This window comes from Novosphingobium sp. (assembly GCF_040079535.1).
Taxonomy (GTDB): domain Bacteria; phylum Pseudomonadota; class Alphaproteobacteria; order Sphingomonadales; family Sphingomonadaceae; genus Novosphingobium.
This window is the reverse complement of the sequence record NZ_JBEBKB010000023.1, coordinates 1-16,998: the sequence shown is the minus strand read 5'-3', so window position 1 is coordinate 16,998 and position 16,998 is coordinate 1. Positions and strand designations below refer to the sequence as shown.

15 protein-coding genes and 1 other RNA gene are annotated in these 16,998 nt (G+C 60.7%); 4 read left to right on the top strand and 12 right to left on the bottom strand.

Annotated features, from left to right (window positions below):
• Positions 1-3: 3 nt before the first annotated feature.
• From ABL914_RS08905 to ABL914_RS08895, 3 genes are read right to left on the bottom strand one after another with little or no spacing between them, the layout of a single operon-like run.
• Positions 4-687: a TPM domain-containing protein gene (locus ABL914_RS08905; protein WP_391562830.1), complete on the bottom strand. Its 684-nt coding sequence runs from the start codon at positions 685-687 to the stop codon at positions 4-6.
• A gap of 9 nt (positions 688-696) precedes the next feature.
• Complete coding sequence (locus ABL914_RS08900; RefSeq protein ID WP_391562829.1) at positions 697-1,524, bottom strand: TPM domain-containing protein; 828 nt, start codon at positions 1,522-1,524, stop codon at positions 697-699.
• A gap of 15 nt (positions 1,525-1,539) precedes the next feature.
• Entirely contained in the window at positions 1,540-2,157 is a 618-nt protein-coding gene (locus ABL914_RS08895) for a LemA family protein (protein ID WP_391562828.1), read from the bottom strand.
• Positions 2,158-2,336: 179 nt separating this feature from the next.
• On the opposite strand from ABL914_RS08895, the gene mscL reads away from it, so the two are divergent.
• Positions 2,337-2,738, top strand: coding sequence for a large conductance mechanosensitive channel protein MscL (gene mscL, locus ABL914_RS08890; RefSeq protein ID WP_391562827.1), 402 nt, complete (start codon positions 2,337-2,339; stop codon positions 2,736-2,738).
• Between the two features lie 48 nt (positions 2,739-2,786).
• Positions 2,787-3,152, top strand: a transfer-messenger RNA (tmRNA) gene (gene ssrA / locus ABL914_RS08885).
• Between the two features lie 72 nt (positions 3,153-3,224).
• Here ssrA and ABL914_RS08880 read toward each other — a convergent pair.
• From ABL914_RS08880 to ABL914_RS08865, 4 genes are all read right to left on the bottom strand, one after another.
• Positions 3,225-3,467, bottom strand: a complete 243-nt coding sequence (locus ABL914_RS08880; RefSeq protein ID WP_391562826.1) for a hypothetical protein — start codon at positions 3,465-3,467, stop codon at positions 3,225-3,227.
• A gap of 114 nt (positions 3,468-3,581) precedes the next feature.
• Positions 3,582-4,832: an N-succinylarginine dihydrolase gene (locus ABL914_RS08875; protein WP_391562825.1), complete on the bottom strand. Its 1,251-nt coding sequence runs from the start codon at positions 4,830-4,832 to the stop codon at positions 3,582-3,584.
• Positions 4,833-4,835: 3 nt separating this feature from the next.
• Positions 4,836-5,867, bottom strand: coding sequence for an arginine N-succinyltransferase (locus tag ABL914_RS08870; protein WP_391562824.1), 1,032 nt, complete (start codon positions 5,865-5,867; stop codon positions 4,836-4,838).
• A complete protein-coding gene (locus tag ABL914_RS08865) occupies positions 5,864-7,075 on the bottom strand; it encodes a hydrolase (RefSeq protein ID WP_391562823.1) in 1,212 nt (403 codons plus the stop codon). The genes ABL914_RS08870 and ABL914_RS08865 overlap by 4 nt, the downstream gene beginning before the upstream one ends.
• A 180-nt stretch (positions 7,076-7,255) precedes the next feature.
• On the opposite strand from ABL914_RS08865, the gene ABL914_RS08860 reads away from it, so the two are divergent.
• On the top strand, positions 7,256-9,313 hold the full coding sequence (locus ABL914_RS08860; protein WP_391562822.1) for a malate synthase G: 2,058 nt from the start codon (positions 7,256-7,258) through the stop codon (positions 9,311-9,313).
• Between the two features lie 363 nt (positions 9,314-9,676).
• On the opposite strand, the gene ABL914_RS08855 is transcribed toward ABL914_RS08860, so the two are convergent.
• The 5 genes from ABL914_RS08855 to ABL914_RS08835 form a co-directional block, all read right to left on the bottom strand.
• Positions 9,677-10,363: a CDP-alcohol phosphatidyltransferase family protein gene (locus ABL914_RS08855; RefSeq protein ID WP_391562821.1), complete on the bottom strand. Its 687-nt coding sequence runs from the start codon at positions 10,361-10,363 to the stop codon at positions 9,677-9,679.
• 61 nt (positions 10,364-10,424) lie between these two features.
• Positions 10,425-11,237, bottom strand: a complete 813-nt coding sequence (rsmA, locus tag ABL914_RS08850) for a 16S rRNA (adenine(1518)-N(6)/adenine(1519)-N(6))-dimethyltransferase RsmA (protein ID WP_391562820.1) — start codon at positions 11,235-11,237, stop codon at positions 10,425-10,427.
• Positions 11,230-12,243 carry a 4-hydroxythreonine-4-phosphate dehydrogenase PdxA gene (pdxA, locus tag ABL914_RS08845; RefSeq protein WP_391562819.1) on the bottom strand — a complete coding sequence of 338 codons (1,014 nt, stop codon included), beginning with the start codon at positions 12,241-12,243 and terminating at the stop codon, positions 11,230-11,232. Before pdxA ends, rsmA begins: the two co-directional genes overlap by 8 nt.
• Positions 12,243-13,643, bottom strand: a complete 1,401-nt coding sequence (locus ABL914_RS08840; RefSeq protein WP_391562847.1) for a peptidylprolyl isomerase — start codon at positions 13,641-13,643, stop codon at positions 12,243-12,245. The genes pdxA and ABL914_RS08840 overlap by 1 nt, the downstream gene beginning before the upstream one ends.
• 106 nt (positions 13,644-13,749) lie before the next feature.
• On the bottom strand, positions 13,750-16,056 hold the full coding sequence (locus tag ABL914_RS08835; RefSeq protein ID WP_391562818.1) for an LPS-assembly protein LptD: 2,307 nt from the start codon (positions 16,054-16,056) through the stop codon (positions 13,750-13,752).
• 99 nt (positions 16,057-16,155) lie between these two features.
• Between ABL914_RS08835 and ABL914_RS08830 the strand changes: the two genes are divergently transcribed.
• The coding region (locus ABL914_RS08830; RefSeq protein ID WP_391562817.1) for a leucyl aminopeptidase family protein at positions 16,156-16,998 on the top strand (843 nt) is incomplete at its 3' end.

The following is a 16,998-nucleotide window of genomic DNA, read 5'->3' as shown; positions in this document are numbered from 1 at the left end:
GGCTTAGACTTCGATCAGGCGATCGGGCAATTCGTTTATGTCACCCTCAGCGCGTGGGAAGTGCTCGGCCAGCACTGTGCCGACAGCTTCGATCGCCAGAACCAATCCATGACCGGCCCGGCCGGCGCGAATTTCGCCGATCAGACCGGCCATCGCCGCGCCCCAGACTTCGGGCGATACCTTGCCGGCAATCGCCTCGTCAGCAATGATTTCGGCGCGGTGTTCAGCCACGCTCAGGTAGATCAGCACCCCGGTGCGGCCGTGGGTGCGGCGTTCGGCACCAATCTTGAAACTGGTGACTGCCCTGGTCCGCACGCGGCGATGCTTCAACGGGCCGGGAACCAGCGCCATTCGCAGCGGCTGCCACAGAAGGATCAAGTAAGCGGCAATAAATTTGGCCACCGCGATGAATAACGCCAGGCCAAGTACGCGCCCGGGGCTCCATTCGGTTTGCCAGGCACCAGTCATCTGATCGATCAACCCAAGGCAAAGTGGCGCGAACCAACTCGCCACAGCCAGCGCTGTCATTGCCGCGGCCGCAGACCACCACAGGGCAACATCGTGGTAGCTATCCGACCGATCGGCCATGATCGTCACGATTTCGCCGGCGGTCTGGTCTTCTGCGCGGGCCACGGCCTGGCTAACTGCGGCGCGATCGGCCTCGGTCAGGATGAATTGGGCTGCCATGCGTGCCTCCTACCAACCGCCCGAGGAGCCGCCGCCGCCGAAGCTTCCGCCGCCGCCGCTCCAGCCGCCGCCGCCGCCGCCGCCGCCCCAGGACGATCCGCCACTGCTACCGCCGCCGCGACTGATCCCATCCAGAACGTTCCACATGATGATCGGGCCCAGTCCGCTTGAATTGTAACGCCGTCCGCCAGCCACCCGCCGGATCATCGGTAAGACGAAGAACAGCACGAAGATAATCAACCAGATGATAAAGCCCGGATCAATTCCGCTGCTCTTGCTGGCCTTGGCAGCCTGTGCGGCGGCCTGGCGGGCCTGATCGGGCGGCAATTGCAGTTGCTTGATCAGGGCATCGGTGCCTGCCTCGATCCCGCCGGGCATATCGCCGGCCTTGAAGCGCGGGACAATTTCCTTGCGGATGATCTGCGATGAAAGCGCATCAGTAAGCGTGGCTTCAAGGCCATAGCCCACCTCGATCCGAACCTTGCGTTCGCTGGGCGCAATCAGCAGCAGCGCGCCATCGTTGCGCTCTTTATCGCCGATTCCCCAGGCCCGGCCCAGCTGATAGCCATAATCGGATATTTCATAGCCTTGCAGATCGGTCACTGTCGCCACCTGCAATTGGCGTCCGCTCTGCTGGTTGAAGGCCAGCAATTTCTGCGTCATCCGCGCTTCGACATCAGCGGGAATGACGTTTGCCGCATCAACGACCGGGCCGGTCAGCGGCGGAAAGGTCTGTGCCGCCGCCCAGCCGGGAGCCAGCAGGGCGGCAAGCCACAGCAGCGCGCCCGCGATACGGGCAAACGCATGGTCTGGTCTGGTCAAGGGGCGGGGCCCCATGGTCGGATTCCTGTCCTAGATCTTGCCTTCAAGGCTGGGTGCAGCTTCTGCGCCCGGGGTAACGGCCTGATAGGGCACCATTTGCTTGGCGCCATAAATTACCTTGGCCCCGATCACACTGGGGAAGGTGCGAATTTCGGTATTATACTGGCGCACAGCCTCGTTATAATCACGCAGTGCCACGCGGATGCGGTTTTCAGAACCTTCGATCTGGCTTTGCAGCGTCTGGTAGTTTTCGATGCTTTTAAGGTTGGGGTAAGCCTCAACATTGGCGAGCAGGCGGCCAAAGCCCATCATCGAATTTGAAAGTCCGTTCTGCGCGTCCTGAAAAGCCTTCATCTTGGCCGGATCGGTCAGATCGCCGGGGCTAAGCTGTACACTGGTTGCCTTTGCGCGGGCTTCAACCACGCCAACCAGAATGCCCTTTTCCTGTGCGGCTGCACCCTTGGCCACAGCGGCCAGATTGGGCAGAAGATTGGCGCGTTCCTGGAATGCTGCCTGGACATCGGCCCATTTGGCCTTGGCATTTTCCTCAGCAGTCGGGATCGAATTGATCCCGCAGCCAGCAACGGAAACGGCAGCTACGGCAACGATTGCTGCGCGCGAGAACTGGATCGGAAACGATGCGGACATGGGCCTGAAGTTCCTTGTCATAAGCGGATAAAGCATCCGCAGCTGGGATGGAATGTAGCGTGACTGTGGCCCACTTCAAGCGGCACGCCGCGAAATAATGCAGACATCATGCAGGCTTGCCGCGCTGCGCCAACGGTGGCAGGTCCTCCACCAGGGAAATTGCCCGGGGAGCCAATGCAATGTTGAATGAGTTTAAAGCCTTTATAGCACGCGGAAACGTGCTTGATCTGGCGGTTGGTGTGATCATCGGCGCCGCTTTTGGCAAGATCGTCACTTCGTTCACCGACGATTTGCTGATGCCGTTGATCGGATCGGTTGTTGGCGATACTGATTTTACCAACAAATACATGGTATTGAGCGGAAATGTGGCTGAAGGTACGCCGCTGGCGGCCGCGCGTGAGGCCGGGGCCAATGTGCTGGCCTGGGGCAGTCTGGTTACGGCGCTGATCAATTTCCTGATCGTTGCATTCGTGCTGTTCCTGATCGTTCGCCAGGCCAACAAGGCAATGCCGCCGGCTGCCGCTGGCCCCAGCGAAGTCGATCTGCTCACCGAAATCCGGGACTCGCTGAAGAAGAAGTAACGGAAATTTCGTTGAAATATGGGGGCGGGGGCTGCGTGTGCAGCTTCCGCCCTTTTCATTTACGGATGTGCGCCTATATCGGGCAGTGCCGGTTTCGGCCGGATATGGTGATAAAGTGTTGCGTGCAATAGATGCAGCGGACCCGGGGGCGGTACCCGGCGGCTCCACCATTACTACTCTGTTTTTTGCAGGGGCCCTGTTGTCGCAGGGGTAATGATGGGGCCGAACTAGGATCGACGTGTGTTGAAAAGCGCAGTTTTTACCCGGGCTGAGTAACCCGATCAAGGCTCAAAACTCACAAGTGCCAACGACAACGAAGCACTTGCTCTCGCAGCGTAATGTGACGGCCTCACGGCCTGAATTTACAAAACGACAGCACGGTTCGGACCGAACCGGGTAACAGAATCGGAAACCGGGCGTCCGGGGGTACGTAGCAACAGAAACCCCCACTTTCAGGCATTCAGGAAGGGCGGGCGTTCAGGCGCTTCAAGCCGCTGCTTCGGGCTGCTCTTTCAGGCGTTTTTCGTGTTTGATGCAGTCCAGGATCTTGGCCCCGGCCATGAACACCGCGCCAGAGCAAGCCAGGAACAGCAGCTGGCCGCCAAAGCCGGGAAACTGAACCAGATAAACCTTGCCGCGTTCGGCTGCGCCAAGCGCCAGAGCATAGATGATGAAATAGGCTTCGATCGGGGTCTTGATCACGAACAGCCGTTTGATCTTCTGAAACATTGCGAACCCCGAATCGTTAATCCTTCAATCAGCAATGATCATGCCAGTCGTGCATTGCAGCGCAAGGCAATGGTTAGCGGCTGTCCCGGATGTAAACGGTTCCGACACGAAGTCTCAAGCCAGTTCAGCAAGGTCCACAGCATCAAGCAGTGCCGCGCGCGCTGCAACCACGATCCCGGCCAGCGCCGGATCGCCGATCTGGCCGGGCGCAATTGCTTCGGGCCAATGCGCTGCGATTACCTGTTCGATCCGGCTGGCCTTGGCATCGTCCAGCATAAAGCGCGGGTCAACGGTTGCGGGATCAGCCACCACACGCAGGCGCAAACAGGCCGGGCCGCCGCCGTTGGCCATCGATTGGCGGACATCAACTGGCAGCACCCGGCGAATCGGGCCGTTGCTGGCCAGCATCGCGTCAAGCCAACCGTGAACACGCGGGTGTTCCCAGGCTTCGAGCGGTATCACCAAGCCCATTTCGCCTGATGGCAGGGTGAGGAGCTGGGCATTGAACAGATAGCTTCTGATCGCATCGCTAAGGCTGACGGCATCGGCAGGGACCACGACAATTTCTGCCTCGGGCAGGGCCGCGCGGATTGCGGAATAGGTGGCGGCGGGGTCTGCAAAAGCCTGTTCGTGGATAAACAGCACCCGTTCATTCGCCACGGCAACAACATCGTTGTGAAACGCTCCGGCTGCGATTGCTTCGGGGTTTTGTTCGATGAACAGCGTGCGCGCCGGATCAAGTCTGTGCAGGCGGGCTACAGCACGGCTTGCTTGTTCATGCTGACGCGCGGGGTAGGCCCCGCCGCCTTTGCCATAGACGAACAATTCCAGGCCAGGGGCATCATGGGCGGCGGCCATCCGCATGTGATTGGCCGCGCCTTCATCGCCGAAACAGGGCGGTACAGCATCGTGGACTGCAAAGTGCGCCGGATCGGCAAAAGCAGTGCGCAATTGGCGCGCGGTATCGCCCCATTCCTGACTGCGATGCGGCATGGTGACAAGGTTGGCGGCGGTCAGATGGCAGCGCCGGTCAGCTGTATCCGCAGCGGGAGAAACGGTGGCAGCATTGGCGGTCCACATCGAACTTGCAGACCAGGCCGCAGCCATCAACCGCCGGTCTTCGCTGCCATCGGCGGCGATTGCAGCTAGAAACGGGTCATTGGGCCGGGGCAGAGGCAGCAGAAAGCCTTGTGCCAGGCCCAGCGCCATGTTGTGGCGCATCTTGCCTAAACCCTGAAGCGCGGCTGCGCGGGGGTATGAAACCTCTCCCGCATTGCTGGCGGAGGCAAGGTTGCCAAGGCTTAGTCCAGCATAGTTGTGGCTGGGGCCAACGATCCCATCGAAGTTGATTTCACGCACGGCCATGGCTTACCACCGGGCCACATTGGTAACGCTATCGCCGGTATCCACGCCCAATGTCCGGGCGCAGGCCGGATCGATTGCAATGCCGCCGTCGCGCTGTTGGGTCCAGCCATATGCGGCCCTGAAATCGACCAGACGCCCGTGGGAGCACAGGCGCTTTTCGCCTTCCAATTGATCGCCAAGCCGATCATCAATCGCCACGATCACATCGTCGCGGGCTTCCTTGACAGAGCGGATCTGATCGGTCCGTGCGGTCATGGTTGGGCCGCCATCGAATATGTCGATGTAATTTTCCCAGGCAAAGCCTTCCACTTCCAGCATCCGCATGGCAGCGCGGCCGCTGGGGTGCGGCATGCCAATGACATGGCGTGCAGCCTCGGTCAGCATGGCGATATAGACCGGGTGCTTGGGCATCAGATCGGCAATGAACTGATTGCCGTACTTGGCGTTGAATTCGTCCGCATCCTGGAAATTCATCCCGAAAAAGCGGCCAGCGACCCCATCCCAGAACGTCGAACCGCCAGACTCGTCAATTACACCGCGTAGTTCGGCAAAAGTCTTGTCGGCAAAGCGCGACCGGTGCTGACGGATAAACAGGTAGCGGCTGCGGGCCAGCAACATGCCATGCCCGCCCGAACGCTCGCCCGGGTGCAGGAATAGCCCGCCCACTTCGGACTGGCCTTCCATATCAGTAGATAGGTTGAGGATATCGGCCCGGAAAGTCCGGCCCAGCTCTTCGCTGTGCTGGGTCAGTGCGCCGATCCGGTAGGAATAGAACGGCCATTTGAGGCCCACTGCCGAAAAGATCTGACAGGTTCCGCGCACTTCCTTCGTTTCGGTATTTTCCAGCATGAACAGGAACAGATCATCGCCCACGCTATCTTCATCGCGGGCGAACCCTTGCGCGGCGCGTTCAAGCTTTGCTGTCAGCGCATTGCGATCGGGCGGCAAATTGGTGAAGCCGCCGCCGGTGCGCTTGGCCATTTCATACAGGTGCTGAAGATCGTCGGCGCGGGCTGCGCGGATTACGAAGGTCACAAGGGTGCTCCAGTAGCAAGGCGATGAAGCACCAACGCGGAAAGCCGCGCGCGTTCTTCAAGGCTGGGGACGATCAGAAACTCGTCCGGTGAATGGATCGCGCCGCCGCGCACGCCCATGGTATCAACCACTGGCACGCCGCACGCGGCAATGTTGTTGCCATCGCAAACCCCGCCAGAGGCTATGCGGGAGATCGGATGACCCAGTAGCGCGCTGCATTCCTCAACGATCCCGAACAGCTTTTCAGCGCGGGCGTCGATTGGCTTGGGCGGGCGGCTGATCCCGCCGTGCAGGTGCACGGATACATCGTGTTCCGCCTCAACATTAACGATCAAAGCTTTGAGTAAAATCAGAAATTCATCCGCTGAAGCCGCTTCGCGCGGGCGGATGTTGAAGCGCAGGACGGCCAGATCGGGCACCACATTGTTGGCGCTGCCGCCGTCGATCCTGGCTGGGTTGACCGACAGGCCATCGCGGTGCAGCGCCTTGAGGCCCAGCGCCAGCGCGGCAGCGGCGACAATCGCATTGCGGCCATCATCGGGATTGCGCCCGGCATGGGCTGATTTACCGCGCACCGTTATTGACCAGTTTCCGCTGCCAGCGCGAGCACCGGCCAGAGTGCCATCGGGCAGTGCAGATGGTTCAAAGGTCAGCGCGGCGGCTTTGCCGCAGGCCAGCTTGGCAATTAACGGGGCGGAGGACAGGCTGCCGGTTTCCTCATCGGCATTGATCAGCACGTCATAGCCGATTGCCGCTGCTGCTGAGCTGGCTTCAAACGCCTGAAGCGCGGCCAGTATCACGCTGATCCCGCCCTTCATGTCAGCCACACCGGGGCCGTTCAGTGTTGCCTCATCAAGCCAGGTCTGGCTCTGGAACGGATCGCTGGCCGGGAACACGGTATCCATGTGTCCGGTCAGCAGAAACCGGCGCTGGGCATCAGGCCGAACCCGCAGCACCAGATGCTGGCCATATTCAACCGGCACTTCAGCGCCGCCTGCCGAAACCGCATTGATCGCGGCGGGTGCTTCAAGCGTCAGATTTCCGGGCAGCATCGCAAAAGCATCTGCAAGCAGCGCGGCTTGCTGGGCCAGCCCGGCCAGATTGCCGGTGCCGGTGTTGATTGCGCTCCACACCTTAACCTGCCCCAGCATGGGCGCGGCATCGACGCTTTCAAGCAGCGCCGTTTCAAGGGTCGAAAACTGTTGCATATGAAACCGCCTCTAGCCCACTGAAGAGGGCAGTCCAACCCCTAGCGGACAGGAGCCCGGACAGCGGCGTTGCGCTGCCTTCGCAAGTGCGGCATAGGCGCTGGCATTCCTCCCCGGAATCGACGACGAACCTTGGCGGCGGCGCATCTGCGGCGGCGCTACATTCCTTTGCGAGGACATATGAGCGACCGGGTTGAGAAGAGCGGGCTGAAGGTTGACGCGGCGCTGGCCGCCTTTGTTGAAGGCGAAGTCTTGGCACCGCTGGGCCTGGGTGCCAGCCGGTTCTGGGCCGGATTTGCCGATCTGCTGGCCAAATTTGCCCCCGAAAACCACCGACTGCTGGCCAAGCGTGAAACCCTGCAAACCCAGATCGACGCCTGGTATCTGGCTCGCGCTGGGCAGCCGATTGACCAGGCCGCATATCAGGCTTTTTTGACCCAGATCGGCTATCTGGTGCCAGAACCCGCACCATTCCGGATCGGCACCCAAAACGTTGATCCAGAAATTGCGACAATGGCCGGGCCGCAACTGGTGGTCCCGGTGCTCAACGCGCGGTTCCTTTTGAATGCTGCCAATGCCCGTTGGGGCAGCCTTTACGATGCCTATTATGGGACCGATGCGCTTGATGCCGCGCCCGCCCAGGCGGGCGGCTATGATCCGGTGCGCGGGGCCGCTGTGATCAAGGGCGCGCGCGTCTTTCTGGATGGCGCAATCCCCGGTTGGCAGGCGGCGCTGGAAGGCGGCGAAAGTGAATATCTGATTGCCCGGCGCGCCGGTGGTTTTCTTTTCCGTAACAATGGACTGCACATCGAAGTACTGATCGACCCGGAGCATCCGGTTGGCAAAACTGATCCGCTGCACATTGCAGATGTGATGCTGGAAAGCGCACTGACAACGATTTGCGATATGGAAGATTCGGTCACGGCCGTAGACGCTGAAGATAAGCTCAATGCCTATCGCAACTGGCTGGGTGTGATCCGCGGCGATCTGGCCGAAAGCTTTGAAAAGGGCGGACGCACTTTGATCCGCACACTGAACCCTGATCGCCAGTGGGGTGAGCTGACCCTGCCGGGGCGCAGCTTGCTGTTCGTGCGTAATGTTGGCCATCTGATGACCAACCCGGCGATCCTGCTGGCCGACGGCAGCGAGATTCCTGAAGGGATCCTGGACGCGGTGCTGACCAGCGCAATTGGCGCACACGATGGGGCGAGGCTGGGCCAGTACCGCAACAGCCGTTCAGGCAGCATCTATATCGTCAAGCCCAAGCAGCATGGGCCAGAAGAATGTAGCTTCACCAACGATCTGTTCGATGCGGTGGAAGACCTGCTGGGCCTTGCCCGGCACACCATCAAGGTCGGGGTGATGGACGAGGAGCGCCGGACCAGCGCAAATCTGGCTGCTTGCATCCATGCTGTCCGTGACCGGATTGTTTTCATCAACACCGGCTTCCTTGATCGCACCGGGGATGAAATCCACACCGCGATGCGGGCTGGCGCGATGATCCGCAAGGCCGAGATGAAAGCCAGCAGCTGGATTGCCGCTTATGAAGCGCGCAATGTCCAGATCGGACTGGCCTGTGGTCTTTCAGGGCGCGCGCAGATTGGCAAGGGCATGTGGGCTGCACCTGATTTGATGGGCGATATGATGGTTCAAAAGATTGGCCATCCCAAATCGGGCGCCAATACCGCCTGGGTGCCATCGCCTACCGCCGCCACATTGCATGCGATGCACTATCACGCGGTTGATGTCTTCGCGGTGCAAAGTGAACTGGCCGGGCAGCCAACCCCTGGGCTTGAACCGTTGCTATCGGTGCCGCTGGCGCTGGGCACCAACTGGTCCGACGACGAGGTGCGCGAAGAGCTTGATAACAATGCACAAGGGTTGCTTGGCTACGTGGTGCGCTGGATCGATGCCGGGGTCGGCTGCTCCAAGGTGCCCGATTTGCACGATGTCGGCCTGATGGAAGACCGCGCCACCTTGCGCATTTCGTCGCAGCACATGGCCAATTGGCTGCTCCACGGGGTCTGCACTGAAAGCCAGGTTATGGATTCGCTTCGCCGGATGGCTGCCAAGGTCGATGCGCAGAACGCGGGCGATCCAGCATATCAACCACTGGTTGGCAGCGAAGACGCGCCAGCGTTCCGGGCTGCGCTTGATTTGGTGTTCAAGGGTGTCGAGCAGCCCAGCGGTTATACCGAGCCGCTGCTGCATGCCTGGCGGCGGCGCAAGAAGAGATAGCCTATCAATGATCCTCTCCATTTTTGCCGAATGGCACAAATGGGGAGGTGGCAGCGGCTTCAGCCGCTGACGGAGGGGTTTGGAGGCTGGCGCAGAGGCCCCTCCGTCTCGTCCTTCGGACGATCCACCTCCCCATTTGCGGCCTTCGCCGAAAATGGAGAGGATCTGTGCTGATTTGCCCCGCAGCCGTTAGATCAGATCCAGCCGCTGCTGCTGTTCCTGCATGGCCGATCCCCTGAAATCATCCGATTGCCATTGATGTATCAGCCAATCGTTGTGATTGGATTATGCAAGCGTGACGGATGCGGCGATCACGCCAGACTGGCAGGGTGCTGCGGGCAATTTGATACCAAGTGCAATGTTCTAATTGGGCCGCTCAATCCGGTCCAAACGCCGCGCTGTTACCAGCGTTTGCCAGATAAACAGAGTGTTGAGCACAACCGCCGCGGCACCAACAAACCAATCGAAGCCAGATGTGCGCGCGTCTGTGCGGCCAGCATCGGGGCCCAGCACCATCATCGCCAGGGTCAGTCCGATCAGCACAAAGCGTAGTTCGGTGGGTCCGAAGTTCAGGTAGGATAGCTTGAACTCTCCCAGCACGCGCGCCGCCAGATAGGCGTGGATTGACAGCAACAGATAGCCGGCTGTTGCAAATAGCGCGGCATCCATCCGAACATAGGGGCTCATCCCCATGCCGGCCATGATCAACAGGATCACCAGGCCATCAACGCTGTGATCGATGAAATAGCCAAATCGTGGCCGCTCGATCTTTCGCCAGCGGGCGATGCTGCCATCAAGCGAATCTCCGAACCATTGAAACACATAGCCGGCAATAGAAAGCCACATCCAATGGAACGAAAGTCCGCTCAGGGCATAGCCAACCAGAATCACGAAAGCGCCAAAAACGCCAAAGCCGGTCAACCGATCGGGTGTGACCCACATCGGCAGCCGCGGGCAAATCCAGTTGAGCAGGCGGCGTTCGCCCTTGGCCAGTACGTTCTGCTGGATCCGGTCAAGCGGTTCAGGAATGTGGGAGTTCTCGTCAGTCATGCCCGGCCATACTCCTAGAAAGTCGGATTGCAAAGGGGCGCAGGGCTAACCCCATCAGGCTCTAGCTCAACACTTTGGCAATCGCCACAAACTCATCCACGCTAAGTGTCTCGGCCCGGCGCTGTGAATCAATTCCCAGTGTCTCAAGCGCGGCCAGGGCACCGGGCATTCCTTTCAGGCTTTGGCGCAGCATCTTGCGGCGCTGGCCAAAGGCTGCCTCAGTCAGCCGTTCCAGTTTGCGCGCGCTGACCCGGGCAGGCATCTGCGCCGGGGTAACATGGATCACGGCGCTCATCACTTTGGGCGGCGGCGTGAAGGCGCTACGGTGTACTTTCATCGCGATTTTGGGGGTCGAGCGCCACTGTGCCAGCACCGCGAGACGGCCATAGGCATCGCTGCCGGCCCCAGAGATGATCCGGTTTGCCACTTCAAGCTGGAACATCAGCGTCAGGCTGGACCAATTAGGCGGCCAAGACTCACCCCCCAACCAGCCAACGAACAGCGCTGTGCCAACATTGTAGGGCAGGTTGGCAACGACATGGAATGGCCCCTCGATCCCGTGGGCCACCTTGGTAGCATCGCCTTCGATCACAGTAAGTTGTCCAGGGAAGGCTTCGGCCAGCTCGGCCAGCGCGGGCAGGCAACGGCGGTCCATCTCGATCGCGGTGACCAACGCCCCGGCCCGCAGCAAGGCCCGGGTCAGGCCGCCAGGACCGGGTCCGATTTCGAGCACTTGCGCGCCCCGCAGTTTGCCCGGGATTGCCGCGATCCGGGCCAGCAATTGTTCGTCAAACAGGAAATTCTGGCCCAGCGCCTTGGTTGCAAGCAGCCCGTGGCGCGCGATGATTTCGCGCAGCGGCGGAAGTTCAGTCATCCAGCAGCCCCATCCGGCGCGCGGCGCATTCGCCGGCCATGCGGATCGCGGCGATCATCGCGCCGGGATCGGCCCTGTTCTGTCCGGCAATGCCAAAGGCGGTGCCATGATCCGGGCTGGTGCGGACAATCGGAAGACCCAGCGTGACGTTCACGCCGCTATCGAAATCAAGTGTTTTTAGAGGGATAAGGGCTTGATCGTGGTACATGCACAGGGCCACATCATAGCTTTCGCGGGTATGCGCCGTGAACAGTCCGTCGGCGGAATGCGGCCCTGTGATAGCGATGCCCTCATCGCCCAGTGCCGCCACCGCCGGGCCAACAATGTCCAGATCCTCGCGCCCCATCCGGCCATCCTCACCGGCATGCGGATTGAGTGCGGCCACGGCCAGGCGCGGGCTGGCAATTCCGAAATCACGATACAGCGCCGAAGCGACAATCCGTGCCTTGCGCTCTATCAATGCCGGGGTGATCAACCCGGGTACGTCCTTCAAGGCGACGTGGACGGTTAGGGGAACGGTGCGCAGTTGCGGCCCGGCCAGCATCATCACCGCATCACCCGGTGCGAAGGAGCAGGCCGCGGCGACGAATTCTGTCTGCCCGGGATGGTCAAACCCCACTTCGGCCAACCGGGCCTTGGCAATCGGGGATGTGACCAAAGCCGCTGCCTCACCAGTGCGGGCCAGCTCGGTTGCTTCGGTCAGCGATGCAAGCGCAAGCTTGGACCCGCTGCGATCGGGCTTGCCCGGTGTGAATTCCCCATCGGCCCCGGCCAGAACCGGCAGCGAATGATCAAACAGGGCCAACGCTTCGGCGGGGTGGAAAATTTCGATCACCGGCATCGCTATGCCGCGGCTTTGGGCTGCGCTGCGCAGCACATCGGCCCCGCCGGCTACGAAAAAAGGCGGCAGCGCCTCAGCCTCGCGGGCAGCCCATGCCGCCGCGATCAGCTCTGGCCCGACCCCTGCAGGATCGCCCAGCGATACTGCCAGGGGCGGGAAATCCATTAGTTGCCGTAATCAATCACTGCATCGCGGCGTAAATCGCGCATGTAGGCGCGCGAGCGGCGGTTGATCCGTTCGTCAAGGATCTGGTTTTCAACATCCTCGAACGAAGGTCCGCCAGCCACAGAGGGATCATCGCGGCCACATAACATCAGCACGCTGACCCCTTCCGTCAGCGAACCGAATGGCGGGGTCGCCTGTCCGACATTGAGGCTTAGCACCATATTCTGGAGCGGGCCGGGCAGATCGCGCGCCTTGACCTGATCGTTGGTAATCACTTCGGCGCCAATTTGCTGGGCGATGCCATCCGCAGCAGCGCAGCCCTTGGCTCCGGCCATGGCTTCGGCAAAAATTCCGGCTTTCTGATTGGCCTGGGCTTCGGTGGTGCCGGTTGGAAATTTGATCGAGACCTGCTTGAGGCTAAGCACGGCATCGCGCGGATCGGCGGTCAGTACCTTGCGCTTGTCGATCAGCAAGACGATCGAGAATCCGCCGCGCACTTCAACCGGACCGACCATCTGGCCCGGCTCCAGCCCGGCCACAGCTTGCTGCAATTCGGGTGGAAGCATCCCAAGCTTGACCCAGCCCAGATCGCCGCCAACCGGGGCGGTTGATGCTTCTGAAAACTGGCGGGCATAGGCCACAAAATTGCCGCCGCCCTTGATCTGTTCAACAATTTTCAGTGCATTTTGCGCCACCGCATCGCGGTTTTCGCTGGTTGCGTAGAGGAAAATTTCACCCACGCGGTATTCGTCGGTGCCCTTGGCCTGCTCCATCCGGGTGATCGCTTCGCGTACTTCATCGTCCGAGACGTTGACGAACGGGGTGACATTGCGGCGCAGCAGCCGCTGCCAGGCCAGCTCTCCGCGAATCTGCCGCTTGAGCGATGCCGGCGAAGATCCGATCTTGGCCAGATAAGCGTCCATCGCCTTGGGATCCTGGCCGAAATTCTGCCGGGCGATCCGCGCGTAGCTTTCCTCAACCTCAGCGTCTTCCACTGCCATGTCTTGCGCTTTGGCTTCCTGGATCTGGAGCGTTTCGTCCATCAGGTTGCGCAGAACCTGCATCCGCAGCCGTTCCATTTCTTCGGGCGCAACCTTGCCGCCATTGGCCGCGACAACCAGCGCCACGCGCTGATCGACATCGGTTCCGGTGATCACTTCACCGTTGATGATTACCATCGCGGTGCGGTGATTGGGATCCTGCTTGCCGAAAATTTGCGGGTTATCAGGCAGGGCAAGACCGCCATCGAAATCGTCCTGAGCCACAGCTGCGCCAGACAGAGCGATGGCTATCGCGCCAAGCGGAGCAAGGATCAGGCGGGGCGCAATGCGGCCGAACAAACGTGAAGTCACCGTGGTAAAATTCCCGAATAACGCGCCGGGAAACCCGGCGCCAAACATGCCATGGCGGATGCCGGACCCCGGCTTAACCTTGGCTGAGCAAGCGCGGATAGCGTTTTTGCGACGGACTGCCAACGCCCAAGCGATACCACGCAATCTTGCCTGTTCAAAAGCCCAGATTCCGGAACGCCAGATGGATCTGGAATGTGTTGCCCTGCTGCGCATCGCCGGTGGTCACATAATCGCGCCGCCAGGTGAAATCGAGTTCTAGGCAATCGTCCTGATAGGCTACCCCCAGCCGGGTGCGGATCGGCTGAAAACCATCGACATTGACCAGGCTGGGATCGTCGCTGATCCCGGTCAGATCAAACACGCCCGAGCCAAATATTGACCAGTTTCCGGCCACGGCAACCCGGCCGGCCAGGCGCAGTTCCTCGCGGTCCTTCAGATCCTCAATCCCGCCGCCAACATCACGGTTTAGCCGCAGATAACCCAGTTCAAGATAGGTTGATTGACTGCCAATGGCGGCATCGAATTCATTGCGCCGCACCGCAAAATTATCTTTGTCGAGCCGGAAGCGGTGCGTGAAGGTGATGAAATTGCGATAGCGGATTTCGGTCCGCCCGACGATATCAGAAGTGCGCGCGCTAAGCCCGGTGCCGTCGGGCAGCAAGCTGGGGCGAGCGGTCAGGCGATAGGATTGACCGATGGTGGTCTTGACCCGCCAGCCTGGCCGTTCAAATTCCCAATCGATCCCATAGGTAACGCGCACGCCGTCCTCAACCCGGTCATATCCGGGAAAGCGGTTGAGCGCGAAGAGGTTCGAATCTTCCAGATCGATCGCACGGGCATCTTCGTTGGGCACGGCCAGATTGCGCAGTTCAGGGGTGGCTACCACCTGAAACCGCGGGGTCAGCACCTGGGTTCCGCCCATCAGGGTTCCCACGAACGGCCATTTTACGTCGAAGGCCATGGTTGCCAGGCCGCGGCTTTGCCAGCCGGGATTGCCGCGATAGCTGGCAGTGGTGGTCAACGCGTTTTCATCTGAATGATAGATATCGCCGCGAACCAGCCCGGTCAGGCTTACTTCCTGGCCCCACGGGGTAAGCCGGCGCAGGTCCCACTGGGCGCTGGCAAAGCCGCGCTGGGTGTCCTGGCCGCTGCTGCGGGCAATTGCCATGGTGTTGAATTGCAGCTGGATCCGGCCGCCCAGCAGGGGATCGTGCATTCGCCGGCGATAGTCGATCACCGGAATGGCAAACGGAACCTGGCCCTGCTGATCGTTGACCCGCAGCGTCTGCGTGGCCCAGCCTGACAGCGAGAAGTACGAATTCTCGTCGATCCGTTCCAGCTCTGCGGTTGAACGCAAACGGTCATCGCGGCTGATATCATAACGCCGCAGAAAGGTGCGGTCCGAAGCAATCCGGGTCGAAAAGATCAACCCCCAGTTGGGCGTGAACTGGAACTTGCCGTTGCCGTATAGATAGCCGCGAAAATCCTTCTGGCTCGAAGCCGGATTTCCACCGATCGGAATACGCGAGGAACGGGTGGCATAGCCGGTTACCTGGAAAGCTCCGGTGCTGGTTAACTGACGATACTGCGCTGAAACCATCGGCAGCGCCTTGGTAAAAACATAGCCGGTCACTGCCAGTTCGGCATTGGGCGCCAGGCGCTGATACCAGGTATCGGAAAACTGCACTCCGTTTGACGCCGAAAGCTGGACATCGGGAATCAGCAGGCCCGAGATTGGCCGGCCATCGGTGGCCAGTGTAATCGGCGGCATTGGCAGCAGCGATATTCCGAACAGTTCAATCCGCGCGCCATAAAAGCGCACGGTTTTGCCTTCCGGATCAAATACCACCCGCCTGGCCGTGATCCGCCAACTGGGGCGCCGCGGGCAGCCTGCGCTGTCTTCTACGGCGCAGGCGGAATAGGCAGCCTGGGTAAGCTCGATCTTGCCGTCGGCGGTGCGCTCCCCTTTGCCAGCGGCCAGGCGGCCACCTTCGCGCAGCACAATCAGCATGTCCTGCATGGCTCCGGCCTTAAGTTCGTCGGTCAGCTCAAGGTGTTCGGTAAACAGCTGGTTGCCATTGGCATCGACGAAGCGGACATTGCCCTGAGCGGTGATCGTGCCGCTTTTGCGGTTCCAGACGATCTTGTCTGCCCGAACCGACTGGCCTTCGCGCCGCAGCACGACATTGCCGAAAACACTCAGCTCTTCGCTATTGTCGTTATAGTTTGCGCCGTCTGCTTCGAAACTGACCGGCTCATCCTGATCGGGTGGCGGCGACGGAACCGGCCGGGTGACCGCAGACGGTTCCCCGGTGACCGGTTGAGAGGTTTCCTGAGCAACTTGCGCTGCAGCTTCAAGCGGCAGCCCGCCCGCGCTCAGCGCCAATGCAGCAAGCATCGGCCGGGGCCAGGAAATACAGGCAAGTGAATGCAGCACGATTGGCCGCCGAGGCAGGAGCATGGCTTGCCTATCGCACCGGTGAAGCCTAACTGCAATCCATGCCAGCGCTGACCAACAACGGTTTGGCGCGGCCACTTCTTTTTCGCCTTGGGAGCAAGCATGAAAATTGAATTCGTTGCCGCCGTATCCAGTCCCGTGGCCCAGCTGGTCAATCAAGATGCGATGCCCGCCGGGCTCGATCCAGTGATCGCCGAAGGGGCCAAGGCCAACCGTTTTGCAGGCAAGGCCGGGCAGCTTCACGAAGGTTTCATCAGCCGCGATGGTGCGGTGGTTCGCATGGCCCTGGCCGGCGCAGGTGAAAAAGGCGCGAAAGACCGGATCAGCGCCCTGGAACGGGCCGGAGCCGCGATCACGGCCAAATATATCGCATCGGGCGTGGCGGCGGTTTCAATCGATCTTACCGATGCCGGCCTATCTGCGCCGGAAGCCGCTGCGGTAATCCTGGGTGCCCGGCTGCGCGGCTGGCGCTACGATATTTATCGCACCAAACTGCCCGGCGATCAGCAAGCCTCGCTAACCACGATCCGGGTTGTCGGCGCGCCTGAAGGCAGCGAAGCGGCCTGGGCAATTGAAGAAGCACTGGCAGACGGGGTTGAACTGACCCGCGAACTGGTGACTGAACCGGCCAATATCATCTATCCAGAAAGCTTTGTGGCGCGCGTTTCCAAGCGGCTTGAAGGCACCGGGATGAAAGTCCGCGTGTTGGAAGAGGCAGAGATGAAGGCGCTGGGCATGGGTGCTTTGCTGGGCGTGGCGCAGGGTTCGGTCCGTTCGCCGCGCTTGCTGGTGATGGAATGGGACGGCGGCAAGCCGGGCGAAAAGCCCACGGCATTTGTTGGCAAGGGCGTTACATTCGATACCGGCGGGATTTCGATCAAGCCGGCCGCCGGCATGGAAGACATGAAGTGGGATATGGGCGGGGCTGGGGCCGTTGCCGGGGCG